Source organism: Glutamicibacter bergerei, from assembly GCF_054495185.1.
Map to the genome: position 1 here is coordinate 37732 of NZ_JBTMZF010000002.1, position 15787 is coordinate 53518.

At 61.6% G+C, this 15787-nt stretch carries 13 protein-coding genes; 9 read left to right on the forward strand and 4 right to left on the reverse strand.

Going from position 1 to position 15787, the window contains the following annotated elements; genetic code table 11:
- The first annotated feature begins 39 nt into the window (after nt 1-39).
- Both ACX5K5_RS16720 and ACX5K5_RS16725 read left to right on the forward strand, forming a co-directional pair.
- Nucleotides 40-1323 carry a substrate-binding domain-containing protein gene (locus ACX5K5_RS16720; protein ID WP_459175510.1) on the forward strand — a complete coding sequence of 428 codons (1284 nt, stop codon included), beginning with the start codon at nt 40-42 and terminating at the stop codon, nt 1321-1323.
- A 118-nt stretch (nt 1324-1441) separates the two neighbouring features.
- A complete protein-coding gene (locus tag ACX5K5_RS16725) occupies nt 1442-2176 on the forward strand; it encodes an SDR family NAD(P)-dependent oxidoreductase (protein WP_459175511.1) in 735 nt (244 codons plus the stop codon).
- A 715-nt stretch (nt 2177-2891) separates the two neighbouring features.
- Here the strand turns inward: ACX5K5_RS16725 and ACX5K5_RS16730 are convergent.
- The 3 genes from ACX5K5_RS16730 to ACX5K5_RS16740 are packed head-to-tail and all read right to left on the reverse strand — an operon-like array spanning nt 2892 to nt 5998.
- A complete protein-coding gene (locus ACX5K5_RS16730) occupies nt 2892-3731 on the reverse strand; it encodes an SDR family NAD(P)-dependent oxidoreductase (RefSeq protein ID WP_459175512.1) in 840 nt (279 codons plus the stop codon).
- Nucleotides 3728-4744: an alpha/beta fold hydrolase gene (locus tag ACX5K5_RS16735; RefSeq protein WP_459175513.1), complete on the reverse strand. Its 1017-nt coding sequence runs from the start codon at nt 4742-4744 to the stop codon at nt 3728-3730. Before ACX5K5_RS16735 ends, ACX5K5_RS16730 begins: the two co-directional genes overlap by 4 nt.
- An 18-nt stretch (nt 4745-4762) precedes the next feature.
- On the reverse strand, nt 4763-5998 hold the full coding sequence (locus tag ACX5K5_RS16740) for an acyl-CoA dehydrogenase family protein (RefSeq protein ID WP_459175514.1): 1236 nt from the start codon (nt 5996-5998) through the stop codon (nt 4763-4765).
- 60 nt (nt 5999-6058) lie between these two features.
- Here ACX5K5_RS16740 and ACX5K5_RS16745 point away from each other — a divergent pair, with 60 nt between their 5' ends.
- From ACX5K5_RS16745 to ACX5K5_RS16755, 3 genes are read left to right on the forward strand one after another with little or no spacing between them, the layout of a single operon-like run.
- Nucleotides 6059-7099 carry an SDR family NAD(P)-dependent oxidoreductase gene (locus ACX5K5_RS16745; RefSeq protein ID WP_459175515.1) on the forward strand — a complete coding sequence of 347 codons (1041 nt, stop codon included), beginning with the start codon at nt 6059-6061 and terminating at the stop codon, nt 7097-7099.
- Nucleotides 7100-7132: 33 nt separating this feature from the next.
- A complete protein-coding gene (locus tag ACX5K5_RS16750; RefSeq protein ID WP_459175516.1) occupies nt 7133-8716 on the forward strand; it encodes an FAD-binding oxidoreductase in 1584 nt (527 codons plus the stop codon).
- Nucleotides 8717-8765: 49 nt separating this feature from the next.
- Entirely contained in the window at nt 8766-9851 is a 1086-nt protein-coding gene (locus ACX5K5_RS16755; protein WP_459175517.1) for a zinc-binding dehydrogenase, read from the forward strand.
- 388 nt (nt 9852-10239) lie between these two features.
- Here ACX5K5_RS16755 and ACX5K5_RS16760 read toward each other — a convergent pair whose 3' ends face one another.
- On the reverse strand, nt 10240-11484 hold the full coding sequence (locus ACX5K5_RS16760; protein WP_459175518.1) for an acyl-CoA dehydrogenase family protein: 1245 nt from the start codon (nt 11482-11484) through the stop codon (nt 10240-10242).
- 168 nt (nt 11485-11652) lie between these two features.
- Between ACX5K5_RS16760 and ACX5K5_RS16765 the strand changes: the two genes are divergently transcribed.
- The 4 genes from ACX5K5_RS16765 (at nt 11653) to ACX5K5_RS16780 (ending at nt 15757) form a co-directional block, all read left to right on the forward strand.
- Nucleotides 11653-12816: a flavin reductase gene (locus ACX5K5_RS16765; RefSeq protein ID WP_459175519.1), complete on the forward strand. Its 1164-nt coding sequence runs from the start codon at nt 11653-11655 to the stop codon at nt 12814-12816.
- A gap of 168 nt (nt 12817-12984) precedes the next feature.
- Nucleotides 12985-13938, forward strand: a complete 954-nt coding sequence (locus ACX5K5_RS16770; protein WP_459175520.1) for a VOC family protein — start codon at nt 12985-12987, stop codon at nt 13936-13938.
- A 105-nt stretch (nt 13939-14043) separates the two neighbouring features.
- Complete coding sequence (locus ACX5K5_RS16775; protein ID WP_459175521.1) at nt 14044-14679, forward strand: alpha/beta hydrolase; 636 nt, start codon at nt 14044-14046, stop codon at nt 14677-14679.
- A 13-nt stretch (nt 14680-14692) separates the two neighbouring features.
- Nucleotides 14693-15757 (forward strand): maleylacetate reductase, encoded by a 1065-nt coding sequence (locus ACX5K5_RS16780; RefSeq protein ID WP_459175522.1) that lies wholly within the window; start codon nt 14693-14695, stop codon nt 15755-15757.
- The last annotated feature ends 30 nt before the right edge of the window (nt 15758-15787 follow it).

Consider the following 15787-nt stretch of genomic DNA (forward strand, 5'->3'; position numbering starts at 1 on the left):
CAACGATGCCGGGTTAACCACTCCATAGAAAGGGAACCTATGTCTCCCGTTTTCAACACCTCCATCAGCAACACCGGCTCCAAGCGAATCGTGAACCGCGGGGCGCTGGCACTGTCCATCCCATTGATGCTGATGCTCGCCTCCTGCAGCACGCCGGTGGCCACCCCGGCGGCGTCGAGCTCCGCCGTATCCCAAGCAGACCTCGGTGAGTGCGGCGTGGTCCCCGACATTGCGGTGCAGGATCCCGACGGCGCCGTGGCAGCCTTGCCCGCGGATATCCAGTCCGCCTACAACGGCTACCCGGAACCGGTGCTCGCCAGTGCCTGGAAGAGCCTGCCAAAGTCCGACGGCCCGGTCAAGGTGGGGCTGTCCTATCTCCCACCAGCCAACCCCTTCGGTGCTGCGGTGGTTGCGCAGCTGGATAAGAGCTTTGCCGAAGCCAAGGCCGCGGGGCTGGTGGAAGGTGAACTGATCAAGCGGATTCTTCCCGATCCGGCCACCATGACCCCCGCAGAGCAGATCCGCGGCTATCAAGAGCTGGTCCGCGAGGGCGTGGATGTCATCCTGACCTCCCCGCTGTCCGGCGATGCCATGCTGGACGTCGTTAACCAGGCCGGCGAACAGGGGATCGTGACGGTTTCCCTTTCCGCCACCATCAAGTCCAAGTACGCCATCAATGTGGCTGACAACTCGTACCTCAACGTCGCAGAACCTACCGCCGAGGTGATGAAGCAGCTTGGCGGCAAGGGGAACGTGGTGATCGTGCGTGGCGTTCCGGGCATTCCAACCGACCAGTACGGCTACGACGCGGCCCAGGCCGTCATGGAAAATTGCCCGGACATCAAGGTAGTGGGTGAAGTGGTGGGCAACTTCGTCCCGGCAGCCACCAAGTCCGCCATGCTGCAGTTCTTAGCCAGCCACCCCCAGCAGATCGACGCCGTAGTGCAGGTCGGCACCATGGGTTCCGGCGTATTCTCGGCCTTTGAGCAGAGTGGCCGTCCCCTGCCCAAGGTCGTGGACGCCGGCGCGTCCGCAGCCTCCTTGGCCTACTGGGAGAAAGCCAAGGCGGAAAGCGGTTACGACACCGCAGGTACCGGCGGCAACGGAACGCAGCAGGCCGCAGTGGTCTTTGACGTGGCCATGAAGACTTTGGCCGGCGACGGACCCACGGTCAGCACGATGACGCGGGAGCCCTCCCTCATCAACAGCTCCACCCTCGGGGACTATGCGGTAGAAGGCGCAGACACGTCCTCCCCGTTGGAAGTTCTCGACGGCGAACCCTGGATGCCCCAGGAATACCGGGACAAGTTCTTCACCAAGTAAGTCCTAACCGGCAGGGTGGTGGGATCCGTGAGTTGACGGATCCCACCACCCTGATGTTTTTCGGCAAAAGACCATCACAAATACACCCGCAGATTTCATGGCGGTGGAAGGAATTCGCATGCGACTGGAAAACAAGATCGCGCTGGTTACGGGAGCCGCATCAGGGATTGGCCTGGCCACGGTCCGGCGATTCGTGGCAGAAGGTGCTCACGTCGTGGCAGTGGACCTGGACCACGACCGAACGGTCTCGGCCTTAAGCGGATTGCCCAACGTTTCCGTTGCCGCTGCCGACGTCAGCAAGAGCCAGCAGGTCGACAAGGCCTTTGATCTTGCCCAGGAGAGGCATGGAAAGCTCGACATCTTGGTTAACGCCGCCGGGATCTCGGCTGCGCCGCTCGACATCGAGGACATCACTGATGAGGGCTTCGCCCACGTGGTGGAGGTCAATCTATATGGCAGCTTTTATGCGGTCCGTGCCGCTACCAAACTCATGCGTCGCAACGGTGAAAGCGGGGGCTCGATCGTGAACATTTCCAGCGTGGGTGCGCTGGCGAATTTTCCGCTTCCGGCGTCCTACCCGGCATCCAAGGCCGGGGTGCTGGGATTGACGCGGGCCACTGCAGCGCTCCTGGCTCCCAACAACATCAGGGTCAATGCTGTTGCCCCGGGCGCCACCGACACGCCAATGCTGCCCTCGGAACCTGCATTCCGGGATGCCGTGGTCGGCCTGGGGGTCTTGGGGCGGGCTGCATCCGCGGACGAGATGGCCAACACGATCCTCTTCCTGGCCAGCGACGAGGCCGCTTTTTTCACGGGACAGACGATCTCGCCCAACGGAGGCTACGTCATGTAGGGAGCGGCCGGTCCGACGCACGGTGTGCCCTACGGATCCAACCGTTGATGCCCCGGGATGCCGCGGCACCCTTCTGCGGCATGGTCACGAGGCATCGGCGCTCCTCCACGGTGCGGCCGAAGATTTCGCGGACAGTCCTTGCCATCCGAACAGGTGGGGACTGTCCGCCTTGTCGGTTTCGACGCGGGTCGCTCAGCCGCAAGCAGTGCAGTCGCGCGGGACCCGATGGCCTCGGCCGAGGATCGCAGACGCCCATTCGATCAAGGGAGCCGGCACCCTGCGCCAGGAATCGCGCGGCGCTGAAGCGGCAATAGGGTTAACGGGCGCAAGCGCGACTTCGTGGTCAACGCCCCTGGCCCACGCGTGCCCGTCACCGCGGCCAGCGAGGAGGATCACGACACCGGCCAGCTGGTCCAGTCCGGGACGCGGCTGGCCGTGTCGTCGATCGTGCTTATCTGGGCCGATGGCTCTTTATCGCCCCGGAAATCGTTAAACGGCCCACTGGCCATTACGTCCTTAAGTTGTTGCCCGGACAACGGTGGCGGAGCACACGCTGTCCGGGCTGGTGCATTGCCGCCGTCCGGACCGGGACTGCGAGCGGCTGCCGGCACGTGCCTTGACGATGGCCAAGTGGGCCGCGGTCGCAAAAGCCGCGAAATGGCCACTTTTCCCATCTCGTTCGTGGGCAGGTGAGGCAAATGCCGGGTGCTGCGGGTCAAGCTTCGGAATACGCCACCGAATCACTGGACATGCGTGACGAATTGCCTGTCACCGTGGCCAAGGCGTCTTGGAGGTGGGTCATCACGTAGAAACGGTTTTCCTTGACCGCACTAACGACCATGTCCGCAACATCCAGCGGATCCATTCCTTCTTTTTCAAGGTACTGGCCCACGAAGGACTGCACTTCTTCCCGCATGGTGCTGGCGGCGGGGGCGGCCACGTCTGCCGGCCGATTTCGTTCGCTTGTGGACATGTTGGTCCGAACCGGTCCCGGAATCAGCACGGAAATCCCGATCTGGGGGTTAGTTGCTTCCATTTCGGCACGCAAATTCATGGACAGGCCCAATACCGCCGATTTCGCCGCCACATAGGGGGCGGCACTTAATGGCATTCCTGTCAGCGCGGCGACGGAGGACGTGTTGACGATGTACCCCTCCCCCTGTTCCAGGAGTATGGGCAGAAATACTTGGCACCCGTGGATAACGCCCCACAAGTCCACCCCCAGGACCCATTCCCAGGTGGACTCCGGGATATCCGCAAATGGACCTCCCGAGTCCACGCCGGCGTTGTTGCAGACTAGGTGGACACCGCTGAACGCTTCCAGTGCCCGGTCGCGCAGGTTCTCAATGTCTCTCCGCTTTGAAACATCGGTCGGGACGCTGATGGCCCGGGCACCGATGGCCGCAATCTCACCTTGGACCGCCTGAAGGGCTGCGAGATCAACGTCGGCAAGGACTATGTTCATGCCTTCGGCCGCGAACTTCAGGGCCATGGCCCGTCCGATTCCGCTTCCAGCACCGGTCACGACGGCGGTCTTCTGTGCAAGGGATTTCATCGGGTGGCATCCAATCCGCTGATCCAGTCGATGACCAGCTTCGCGGTGTCCGAGGAGTTCTTTTCGAAAATAAGCCCATGTCCGTTCCCCTCGATGTCCTGGTCCGGAAGATGCAGCAGTTCCGCCTCGGCTCCGACTGCCCGGAGGAACTCGACGGTCCCTGGTCCCGCCCCCGCGTTCGGCGACGCTCCGCCCGTGACGATCTGTATCGGCGTTCCAGTCAAACCCGGCACTTTGAACCGGGAAGGATCGCTTTGGAAATCTGCGGCCGATGAAAGCGCCGGCTCCGTGGACAAGGGTGCAAAGCTCAGCCCATAGGACATTGGTCCCACCCCGGGGAACGTGGCGAAGGGAGGCCCCATCGGCTCAACCGAGACGATGCCACGGACCAGTTCGGGACGCTTGTTCGCTGCCAGCCAGCCGCCCGGTGCGCCGGCCGAGTGGCTGACGATGACGGCCGGGCCCGTGCGATCCAGCAGCCGGGCCAGCCGGTCGCCGTCGAGCTCCTGCGATCCTGACAGATCGGCCATGAAGAACCCCATGGAGGAAAACATCTGCACCATTTCAAGGTCTTCGATTTCCCGACCCCAGGGCCACTGCGTGTGCGCCTCGGCCGCGGAGCCGGTCGGTGCGAATAGCTGTTGGGCCGCTTCGAAGGGGAAGGGAGGCGCAACGGGGCCCAGCACATCGGGGTGGTGAGGGGAGCGTCCGTGCCCCGGCCGGTCCACGACATAAACCGCGAACCCGGCCTTGACGAACTCGTGGGCCCAACCGGGCCGCCCGTCGGGGGTGCTCAGCCAGTCCGTCCCCTGCCCTCCGCCGCCATGAACCAGGATCAGCGGGTAGGGTCGGGTGACTTCTTCCGGACTCTCCCACTCAACAAAGAGCGGGCCACGGGGTGCGGTGCCGAAGGGCGTAGTGACATTCTCACCGGCAATCCAAAAGATGCCTCTTCTACTGGTCGTGGCAGCCGTTAAGCCGGACTGGTGCGGGGGAACATGTGGGGATTTCATGGGCGGCCTATTCTCGGATCAGTGCTCGTTGGTGGGGGTGAGACCCAGGGTGAACTGCGTCAGCGTCCGATAGGACGGGTCTCGCAGGAGTGGATTCCGGTGCCCGCTGGCCTGGGCGAGATCCCGGAAAAGCCTTTCGAAGCGTTCCCCGTTGCGGGCAGCACTGGACCCCACATGGCGGAACAGGTCCCTCTCGACGGTCTCCCAAACTTGGAGGATCAGCTCTCGTGCGATACCGGCCAGCTTAAAGTCATCCAGGAACGTGTACGGTTTTTCGCCGGCGGCATTGGCGTTGCAAAGGTCCATGTGCTGCTGGGCAACATTCATGAGAGCCGCTTCCGCCGTGGCAATCTTCGTGAGCGCCGACCCGTAGTAGCGCTGGTAGTCGGCATCTTCAAGGCGGGAAACGATGGGAGGCAGGGACGTCTTCTTGGTCCGCATCTGGTTTTCAAATTCGTCGAGCGCGTTATATCCCCCGCCAATGACCGCTGCAGCCAAGGTGAGGGTGAACATCACCAGGCCGCGGCCGGAGTACATCCCGTTGTTATGCAGTTCCGAGCCGACGGTTCCTCCCTCGACCGGCATGTCGACCATGTTGAGGTCTTCGATCAGGTATTCGTCCGGGATGAAACTGTCAGTAAAGCGGATGCTGTGGGATCCGGTACCCTTCAGGCCCAGGGTATCCCCCCAGTCATCAAGGCGCTCAAACTGGTCACGCGGGGCCAGGAACATCGCCATGACTGGGCCATCGGGCCCTGGAACCATTGCCTGGCCAAGGTAGTAAGTGGAATACGGGATTCCCGAGCAGTAGCCCACCTGGCCGTTGAGCTTGTATCCACCCTCCACCTTCGTGGCTGTGACCGTGGGGGCCGATGTTGAAGCAGCGCGAAAGTCGCGGCCGGCGAATACTTCATCCTGAACCGGCTTCGGATACAACGAGGCGACCTGGAGGGCATGGTTGGCAGACAGCGCGAAGCACCATGCCGTGCTCATGCAGCCTCGGGCGAGCTCCACCGTGACCTTCGCAAAGGTCGGCACATCGGACTCCAGGCCCCCATAAAGCTTGGGAACGTACATGTCATATAGTCGGGAGTCGATGAACTTTTGGTGGATGATTTCATCGAAGAAGGTTCGTTCCTCAACCTCACCCTGGCGCTCAATGAGTTCCGGCCGCATGGCGACGGCAGCAGCAACTAGGTCCGCCGCGGTGATCTCGGATTCGTTCTTCAAGGCGTTGGAAATGCCGGTGCTCATTAGATTCTCCTTCGTAACCGTCGGGCCTCCACGTGAAGCCGATCACAATTCTAGCGCTATTTGCACTGTCATACAATCACTCAAATTACGGCCGATGAATTTCTCAGTATTATTACCGCATTCACTAGCCAAGAGCCAGACCATCCCGTATTGTCCTACGATAAGACATTCGAGCATTGCGGGCGATCCGGCTTCTTGCCAGCGCCCGTGCAGCTGTTTCATCCATTACGCACAATGAAGAGCAAAGGATCCGGACGCATGGCGCTTAAGGGCTTACAGGACAAGGTGGCAGTTGTCACGGGAGCCGCGGGTGGCCTCGGTCGCGCGACTGCCTTGAGGCTCTCAGAGGAGGGTGTCCGGGTGGTAGCCGTCGACCTTGACCCCGACCTCGCCAGGCAAACGGCCGCGGAGCTGCCGTTCGAGGCAATCGGCGTCGGCGCCGATGTTGCCACCGAAGAAGGCACCGAGTACTACATGGAGCAGGCCGTGCAGGCCTTCGGACGCGTCGACCTCCACCACTTGAACGCCGGCATCGCGGGTTCTCTCAGCGATCTTGTCGACGTGTCGGTAGACGAGTGGGACAAGGTCATGGCGGTCAATCTCCGGGGTCCGTTCCTGGGCGTCCGAGCCGCCTTCCGCCACTACCTGCAGAACGGCACGACCGGCTCCATCGTCATTACAGCCTCCATCGCCGGACTGCGCGGCAGCAACGACCTGCTTGCCTACACCACATCCAAGCATGGTGCCATCGGCTTGGTGCATGGCGCGGCCGTTTACGGCGGCCCCTTGGGCATACGCGTCAATGGAATAGCACCTGGCATCGTCCCAACGCCGATCTTCGGGGAATCCGGGCAAGCGGACATGATCCGTCGGGCAGGAACCTCCCCTCTGCGTCGGCCGGGAAGTCCGGAGGAAATCGCCGGATCCGTCGCATTCCTCTTCAGCGACGACGCCAGCTACATCACCGGCGAGATTCTCTCCATTGACGGAGGCGCCAGTGTCCAGAACACCAACCGCAACGCCGGCGGGGCCGGTCTCTGGGACGTAAACGTCACCGACAAGGATATTTTGGCCCGGCATCGAATGTCCTCCGCCAACTGATCAGCATCCCGACAACGAAACCAAGGAGCAACCATGACTACTATTTCCACCACACCCCGGCTGACCGATGAGGCCATCGCGCGTTTCGTCGAGGCACTCGGAGAGGACGCGATCCTGCTGGACGACGAGTCCCGCCGCCATGAGCAATACCGGGACAAGTACTGGCCCGCCGGAGACGACACTTATGATTCCTCGGCCGTGCTTTTGCCTGCCTCCACGGAGGAAGTCCAGGCGGTCGTCCGCATCGCCAACGAGTTCGGAGTGCCCCTCTGGACGTCCTCGCAGGGCCGGAACTACGGCTACGGCGGAGCTTCCCCGCGCGTCAAGGGGGCCGTGGTGGTCAGCCTTACGCGGATGAACAAGGTGCTGGAAATCAACAAGGACCTGGCCTACGCCGTTGTTGAACCCGGAGTGCGCTGGTTTGATCTCTACGACGCGCTGAAGGAGTCAGGGAATGAAGATCTAATGATCACCATCCCGGACCTCGGCTGGGGCAGTGTCATCGGCAACTCCATGGACAACGGCGTCACCTACCTCCCCTACGGGGCGGATTTCATGGCACCCTGCGGCATGGAGGTGGTCCTGGCCAATGGCGAAATCGTGCGCACCGGAATGGGCGCGGTCCCGGACAACAAGACCTGGCACACCTACAAGCGCGGCCTTGGACCGGTGCTGGACGGACTGTTTATCCAGTCCAACTACGGCATCGTCACCCGCATGGGGTACTGGCTGATGCGCCGTCCGGAGGCCTACGCCCCGATCTTCCTCACCGTCCCCCGTGACGAAAACCTTGAACAGGCCATCGACATCACCAGGGAGCTCCGGCTGGACGGCACCTTGCGGGGAGTCCCCAGCATATACAACACAGTGACCCTTGCGGCCCAGTTCCCGGAGATCATGGGCAAGTTCTCCGGCGGGGAAGGGACCTTCTCCGACGAGGTGCTGCAGAAGATGGCCGATGAAACCGGGCTTGGCCGGTGGGGCATGAGGGCCGCGCTGTGGGGCGACGGCCCGGTCGTCGAGCACCAGCTGGAAAAGATCCGGAAGGCGTGGTCCGCCATCCCGGGCGCCAAGATGATCCACGCAAAGACCTTCGGCAGGGACGAATGGGGCGAATTCGGGTCCATCCCCGACAAGGTCCACGCGGGCGTCCCCGGCATCGAAATGCTGGAATCCATGCCAAAAAACATGGGACACATCGGCTTCTCCCCCGCCATACCCCTGGTCGGAACGGACATCCGCGAAGCCGTGGACTTCATCGGCAAGCTCATCGCCGAGCGGGCCGGGGTGAATGTCGCCGGAGGGCTGCTCATCATCAACGAGCGGACCGCCCTCTACGTGATCGGCCTGAACTACGACGTCACCGATGCCGTCCAGGCAAAAAAGGCCTACGACACCGTCAAAATGCTGGTGGAAGAAGCCGGACGACGCGGTTACGGGGAATACCGCGCCCACCTCGATTTCATGGATCTGGCCTCCGACCAGTATTCGTTCAACGACCACGCCTACCGCCGGTTCTGCGAGACGATCAAGGACGCAGTGGATCCCAACGGCATCCTGTCCCCCGGACGCCACGGCATCTGGCCCAAGGCGTTGCGTGAAGACCTTGGACGCTGACCTCCGAGCGCTTTTCCACGACCACCTCATCCCTTAAGGAAATGCCCGCATGAAAGCCGCAATTCTCCGCGGGTTCAACGTCCCGCTCACTGTTGAAGACGTCCAGATGCTCGAGTTGGACCCGCACCGCGTGCTGGTTGCCACCAAGGCCAGTCCGTTCTGTTCCACGGATGTCACGAGTTACCACGGCAACCTTGGCAAGGTTCCGCCCACCATATTGGGGCACGCCGCGGCAGGAGAGGTGGTCGAGGTCGGCAGCCAAGTCCAAGGCATCAAAAAGGGACAGCGCGTCATCATCCCGGGCACCCCGGAATGCGGCAAGTGCTACTATTGCAGCGCCGGCCGCCCCGACCAGTGTTCCGAATTGTTCGACATCGGCGGCATCTACCCCGACGTTGCACGAAGCAAGGACGGTTTGCTGATTTCTGCAGCGGGGTGCGTGGGAGGCTATGCGGAACTCATGAGCGTCTCCGGAAACCAGGTTTTCCCGGTGGACACTGACCTTCCCTATGACGTCCTGTCCCTGCTCGGCTGCGGAATCACGACGGGTGTTGGAGCCGTCCTGAATGTCGGAAAACCGCAGCCCGGCGATTCGGTCGCCGTCGTAGGGTGTGGCCACCTGGGGCTCTGGGCTGTCCAGGCGGCGAAGCTCGCAGGTGCCGGCACGATCATCGCCATCGAACCGCATAAGGGACGTCGCAAACTCGCCGGCGAGCTGGGGGCAACCCACGTGGTCAATCCCGCAACCGAGGATTCGGTCGATGTCGTCAAGTCCTTGACGGGCGGACGTGGTGTGGACGTTGTCATCGAGGCGGCAGGCAAGGCGGACGCGCAACGGCTGGCTCTCGCGATTTCCCGACGGGCAGGAACGGTGGTGTACAGCGGTCTGGACCAGGCCGGGACGGAAGTGACGCTGCCGCAAATCCCGATGGCGGTGCAAAGCCGCCAACTATTGAGCACACAAAACGGAAACGTCCGGATGCGGCGAGACCTGCCGCGGCTTGTTTCCCTGCTTGAGCGGGGGGATCTGGACGCGAGGCATATCATAACCAACCGCTACGGCTTAGAAGACATCAACGTTGCCTTAAGCAGATCAGAATCTCTGGAGGACGTTTCAGGCGTCTTCATGTTCTAGATTCGTCTCATCCGCAGCATCCCGAAATGCACCTCTCAAGTCCCGGCGCTAAAACCGGCCTTGAGAGGTGCATTTTGCTTTTTACGGCAGAAAAGGAGTCGACCACTGCCCCCGCTCACCGGCTTGCACCGCAACACATGCAGCCGGTTGCTGACCGGGGCTTCCAATAGTTTGCCCGGGCTGCGTCAAGACCGCCTCCGTGGGAGCTGGTTCGGTGCCTGAAGAATGAAGGGGTGACACGATCAGCGAAATCGGCCAGGAATGGTTGAAGGACCGGACCCGGTGCGTACCAGGCCCGGTCCTTCAGTGGACCGAGGAAGATTGAGATTTGAGCCAGGTCGAGAAAGCGCCTCATTCCCCCCCCCCCCCCCCATGGCAGCTGCGGCGTTTAGAACGTCAGCGGCTGGCCAAAGTGGAAGCGCGAGAGCGAACCGAAGGTCACGTCCCACTGGGCAGCGATATGGGTCTTGTACATGGCGACATCGCGATAGTACTTTTCCATGGGCGAGCCACTCTTTGCCGCGCTCGATCCAGCGGTGGTGAAAGCCAGCTCCACGGCGTCGTTCGCTAGCCGTGCGGCCTGCTGCACCACGGCCCGGAGCCTGCCATCCTGTTCCGGGGTGAATTCTTCCCCTGTGGCCACCCAGCGGTGCCCGAGCTCTACATACTGCCTCACGCTGGCCAGCAACATCGTCTCCGACGAATCCGCCAGGGCGAGAAGCTGCCCGAACCATTTGTGATATTCGGGCGACTCGAGCCGTGGCATCCGTGGTGGAAAACTGGACGGACGCGCCTCCATCAGCTCCTCGAACTCGTCCAAGGCTGCCCACGCGGCGCCCACCTGGGTGGCCACCAGTTCCGCGTTGAAGAATGTCATGGTCCTGCCCAGGTACAAGGGGTTCTTGTGAAGTTGGTAGCCCGGAGTCCCCTCGCTGCCGAGAACGTGCTCCCGGAAGTCATAGTGAATGACCAGGTGTGCTGCCACAAAGGCGTCCTCCACCTGGACCGAGTTCGAGCTCGAGGCGCGCAGCCCGATGGTCCTGTCCCCACCCCAGTCATCCAGGATCCGGTAATCATTGCGGGGCACCGCGAACATCTTAAGCCCGACGGCCTCGCCGACAGCGGTGAAGGTCGGTGCGACCACCAAGGCGTGCGTGCTCCACATGGAGCCCGAGCAATAATCCCAGGTACCGCTGAGCCGGTAACCGCCGTCTTCCTCAACGGCCTTGCCGTTTGGAATGGTTCGGCTGGGGGCAATGAAAGTTCCATTGCCGAAGAGCTCCTCCTGGGCCTGCTCGCAGTAGAAAGAAGCAACGTGGAACGCGTGCCCAGCACCGAGAATGAAGGACCAGCCAACGCCCGGGTCACCCCGGGAAATCTCGATCCCCACCCTGAGGAAATCGTCGAGGCCGTATTCATACCCCCCGTATTTCCGGGGCTGGAGAATCCGGTAGAAACCTGCATCCAGAAACTCCTGGTGGATCTCTTCGGAGTATCCACCCAGTTGTTCGTGGTCGCCCTGTAGCTTACGCAGACGCGGACGCAGGTCCGCTGCCCGGGCCACCAGTTCGTCAGGGGTCGGCTCCCCGCCCGTGCACACGGGCACGACCGGAGAGGAAAGGCTTCTGGTCATATTCAAACTCCTGTGTGTTATTGCATTGATTGTCTGACGATACTACCAGCGGACCGAATGCTAAACAATAGAATTCCAGCCCTATCGTAGGATCGTATGATGATGATACAGTCTGATGACACAACTAAGTAGTGGGGCAAGACGCCCCAGGAAGAGGAGTTGATCCTTATGCCCAGGCCCACCCAAGGGAATTCAGCCCAAGCCGTCTCAACCAGCCTGACCTCCGACGAATTCCGCGACGTGATCGGCCGCTTTGCCAGCGGCGTCACCGTCATTACGACCCGTCACGAGGGTCGGAACTACGGCACCACCGCCAGTGCGGTCAGCTCCCTTTCGGTCGAACCGCCCATGCTTCTGATCTGCCTCAACAAGTCTTCGGCCAGCGCCCACGCCGTGGCCGAGAGCGGGACATTTGCGGTAAACGTCCTCGCTGAAGACCAGGTTCAACTCGCCGGTCGATTCGCATCGAAACTGGCAGACAAGTTCGAAGGCGTTCCCGCGGAGGTGGACGCCAACGAGTCGCCCTTGCTGGTCGGAGCACTTGCGCATCTCGTATGCCGCGTCAGCGAACAGGTGGAAGCGGGAACACACTATGTCTTCCTTGCCCATGTCGAGGAAGCCGTGGCATATCCGGGCCATCCATTGGCATACTTCCGCGGCGGTTTTGGGCGAATGCAGACCACGCCGGAGGCTTCGGTCCTACGTAGTGTGCGCGAACGTATCATTGCCGCCGGAAGCCTCGTCAGCGAGGTAGTCAATCAGCGCGAGCTGGCGGAAGAACTCGGCCGCGACGGGGACCTGGTCCACCGCGCCCTGACCGCCCTGGCCATTGAGGGAATCGTGCGCCGCGAAGCGGGCGAGTTTGTTATAGCCCCGATCCCGGAGTCCATCATCTTCGAGTCCTACGCTGCCAAGCTGGCCATCGAGCTGGGCGTTGCGGAGAGCACGATCGGCAAGGTCGGCAAGGAGGAGCTCCGCCAGCTCCGTGCCTACATGGAGGCCACCTTGGAGTATGTCCGGGACGACCACTTCACCGATCCCGACGCCTGGATCGCCGCCAACGAACGGTTCCACGAATACATGGTTGAACTGGCCGGCTCCAAGGTCCTTCTGGATACATACCAGCGCCTCGGCCTGCCCGGGATCAACGCACGGACCCTCAGTCCCACCACCTTCGCCACCACCGCGCTTCTTGATGACCATCGAGAAATTGTTGAGGCCTACGAGGCGGCCGATATCGACCGAGCCATTGCCGTTCTGCGGAAACACGCCGCCCGGCCCCGTGAAATGCGCGCGCGCGAACGGGAGCTCTCGGCGCAGCCGGCGGAATAATCGTGCGCCACTTCACAAAAACCCTTGACCTCACCGATCAAGTTTTTGTAAGATTGTATGACAGCCTTTTGGTCTGTCATTAGATTTGCACTATACCCCCCCCCATTCGCTTAGCGTCACCACAGACAGTGTTGCCGCGAGCACACATTGATACCAAAGGAGATAGCAATGGCTTACGTAGTCGGTTCACACCATGTAACGCTTTCGGTCGGGCACGCGCAGGAGGACGTGGATTTCCACACCAAGGTCTTGGGAATGAAATTCATCAAGAAGACGGTGCTCTACGACGGATCCGCTCCGATCTACCACCTGTACTACTCCAATAAGAATGGTGATCCGTCGTCGGTGATCACTACCTTCCCGTGGGCGCAGGCCGGCGTCTTCGGCTCCCGCGGAACAAACCAGGCCCGCGAAGTCCTCCTGTCGGTACCGTCGACCTCCCTAGACTTCTGGAACAAGCGGCTTGTAGCGCATGGGGTCGAAACGAAGATGACAGAGGTATTCGGCGAACGCCGAGTCGAGTTCCGTCATCCTTGCGGGATTGAGTATGTTCTGGTCGGCACCCTGTGGGATCCTCGCGAGGGCTTCACCGGAAACGGCGTGTCCGCGGAGAACGCCATCCATGGCATTCACGGCACCGGCATCCACGTCTTTGACCAGGACCGGATGGTTGAGTTTGCACAGGACGTGTTCTCAGCCAAGGGAAAAATCATCGAAGAAGGCGATCGCGCCCGCTTCCAGGTCGGCGACGACAAGTTCGGAAACTTTGTTGAACTGACCGGAAACCGCACCGACGACCAGGGCACCTGGCGCTACGGTGCCGGCACGTACCACCACTTCGCCTGGAACCTCGACACCCTCGAAAACCAGAAAGAGATCAAGTTCGAAATTGAAGGTGCCGGATACACGGACATCTCCGAGCTGAAGAACCGCACGTACTTCAAGTCCCACTATGTCCGCTCACCGGGCGGTGCACTCTTTGAGCTCGCCGTAACCGATGACGAGGGCGGCTGGGACTGCGACGAGTCCCCCGAAGAACTCGGCAAGAACTTCATGCTCCCGCCGCACTTCGAGAATGAGCGCGAATCCATCATGGCGCAGCTGGAGCCGATCGAGAGCTAACCAGCTCCCCCGTAGCACCCCAGGCCTTTGGCCGGCAGAACTGCCGGCCAAAGGCCCCCCTCATCGCGGGTCGAGACCGAGACACGCCCTTGCAAAGGATCCAAGTTGCTTTCAAATCTGCACTCAGCCCTACCCGGAACAGCATGGGGCAGCGAGACACATGAAGCACGCACCGCCGTCATCGCCGTACACGGCCGTGGCCAATCCCCGGCTTTCATGCAGGAACAGGCATCCCGAATCGATGCGCCCGCGGTCCGCTTTTATGCTCCGGCTGCCCCCAACCAGAGCTGGTACCCCAAGCAATTCCTGGAAGCCCTAGCGGACAACGAGCCCGATCTGTCACTCTCCCTGGATACCCTCGGCCGGCTGGTGGACGCGGTGGAAGCCGAAGGCTTTGCCAGGGAGCGCATCGTGCTGTGGGGGTTCTCCCAAGGCGCCTGCCTCATCTCGCATCTGATTTTGACCCGCCCCGACCGATTGGGAGGGCTGGCACTTTTGACCGGAGGCTACATCGGCCCCGATGCCTTGGGCGCACCCGAGGGTCTGCCTCTGGATGGAATGCCGGTTGTAGTGCGAAGCATCGACCAGGATCCCTGGGTCCCCCGGGATCGTGTGGAACAGACGGCCCAAACCCTGTCAGCAGCCGGCGCAAGCGTCGACCTTCTCGTCGCGGCGGGGAACGAACACATTATTACCGACGAGGCGATGTCCGCTGTGGGCCGGCTCCTGAGCAGCATCTAGATAGGACTAAGAAATGTCACTTGTATTTGAACATTCGACCTTGGGGCAGCGAGTGCTCTTCGGTTCAGGAAAAGCCGCGTCTAATCTTGCTGCCGAAGTAGCCCGTACCGGCGCACAGCGGGTGATGGTGATTGCTGCGGAATTCGAGGCACCGATCGCCGCCGCGGTTACCCGCGACATCGAAGTGGCCCTGAACTACGATGACGTTGCTCCCCATGTGCCCATCGAAAAGGCCGAAAAGGCGAGAGTCGCCGCCGCGGAACACGGAATCGACCTCTTGGTGTGCATCGGCGGCGGTTCCACCACTGGCCTGGCAAAGGCCGTGGCGATGACCTCCGGACTACCCATCGTCGCGGTACCCACCACGTATGCAGGCTCCGAGGCCACAAATGTCTGGGGCCTGACGGAAGCCGCGCGGAAGACCACAGGCGTCGATGACAAGGTCCTCCCTGCAACTGTCATCTACGATGCAGCCCTCACCATTTCCCTGCCAATTGACCTGTCCGTAGCCTCCGGCCTCAATGCCCTGGCCCATTGCGTCGACTCCATGTGGGCACCTCGTGCGGATCCCATCAATCAAGCCCTTGCCGCCGAGGGGATTCGTGCCCTCAGTGCGGGTCTTCCCACTATCAAGGACAACCCGGACAACCTGGCCGGACGGGAACAAGCGCTCTATGGTGCGTATCTGTCAGCAGTGGCCTTCGCGTCGGCAGGTTCCGGGATGCATCACAAGATCTGCCACGTTCTGGGCGGTGCCTACAACTTGCCGCATGCCCAAACCCACGCCACGGTCTTGCCGTACGTCCTCGCATTCAATGCACCGGCAGCCCCCGAGGCAGCCCAACGCATTGCGGCGGCATTCGGTTCGGAGGATTCCAGCGGCGGGCTAACCCTGCTTCGCCAGAGGCTTGATGCTCCGACGGCGCTGAAGAACATCGGCTTTGCTCAGGAGAACATCACCGAGGCTGTCGACCTCATTCTCCCCTACATCCCAGAGTCTAATCCCCGGCCCGTGGACCAGGAAAGCCTGACCAAATTGCTGCAGGCCGCCTATTCCGGAGCAACCCCGGAGTTCTAAAAAAAGCTCACGTAGTCAACAAACCTATCC

What these genes read in the sequence shown, in the direction of transcription:
- ACX5K5_RS16720 (WP_459175510.1), top strand. Translation starts at nt 40, where the DNA reads ATGTCTCCCGTTTTCAACACCTCCATCAGCAACACCGGCTCCAAGCGA.
- ACX5K5_RS16725 (WP_459175511.1), top strand. Translation starts at nt 1,442, where the DNA reads ATGCGACTGGAAAACAAGATCGCGCTGGTTACGGGAGCCGCATCAGGG.
- ACX5K5_RS16730 (WP_459175512.1), bottom strand. Translation starts at nt 3,731, where the DNA reads ATGAAATCCCTTGCACAGAAGACCGCCGTCGTGACCGGTGCTGGAAGC.
- ACX5K5_RS16735 (WP_459175513.1), bottom strand. Translation starts at nt 4,744, where the DNA reads ATGAAATCCCCACATGTTCCCCCGCACCAGTCCGGCTTAACGGCTGCC.
- ACX5K5_RS16740 (WP_459175514.1), bottom strand. Translation starts at nt 5,998, where the DNA reads ATGAGCACCGGCATTTCCAACGCCTTGAAGAACGAATCCGAGATCACC.
- ACX5K5_RS16750 (WP_459175516.1), top strand. Translation starts at nt 7,133, where the DNA reads ATGACTACTATTTCCACCACACCCCGGCTGACCGATGAGGCCATCGCG.
- ACX5K5_RS16755 (WP_459175517.1), top strand. Translation starts at nt 8,766, where the DNA reads ATGAAAGCCGCAATTCTCCGCGGGTTCAACGTCCCGCTCACTGTTGAA.
- ACX5K5_RS16760 (WP_459175518.1), bottom strand. Translation starts at nt 11,484, where the DNA reads ATGACCAGAAGCCTTTCCTCTCCGGTCGTGCCCGTGTGCACGGGCGGG.
- ACX5K5_RS16765 (WP_459175519.1), top strand. Translation starts at nt 11,653, where the DNA reads ATGCCCAGGCCCACCCAAGGGAATTCAGCCCAAGCCGTCTCAACCAGC.
- ACX5K5_RS16770 (WP_459175520.1), top strand. Translation starts at nt 12,985, where the DNA reads ATGGCTTACGTAGTCGGTTCACACCATGTAACGCTTTCGGTCGGGCAC.
- ACX5K5_RS16780 (WP_459175522.1), top strand. Translation starts at nt 14,693, where the DNA reads ATGTCACTTGTATTTGAACATTCGACCTTGGGGCAGCGAGTGCTCTTC.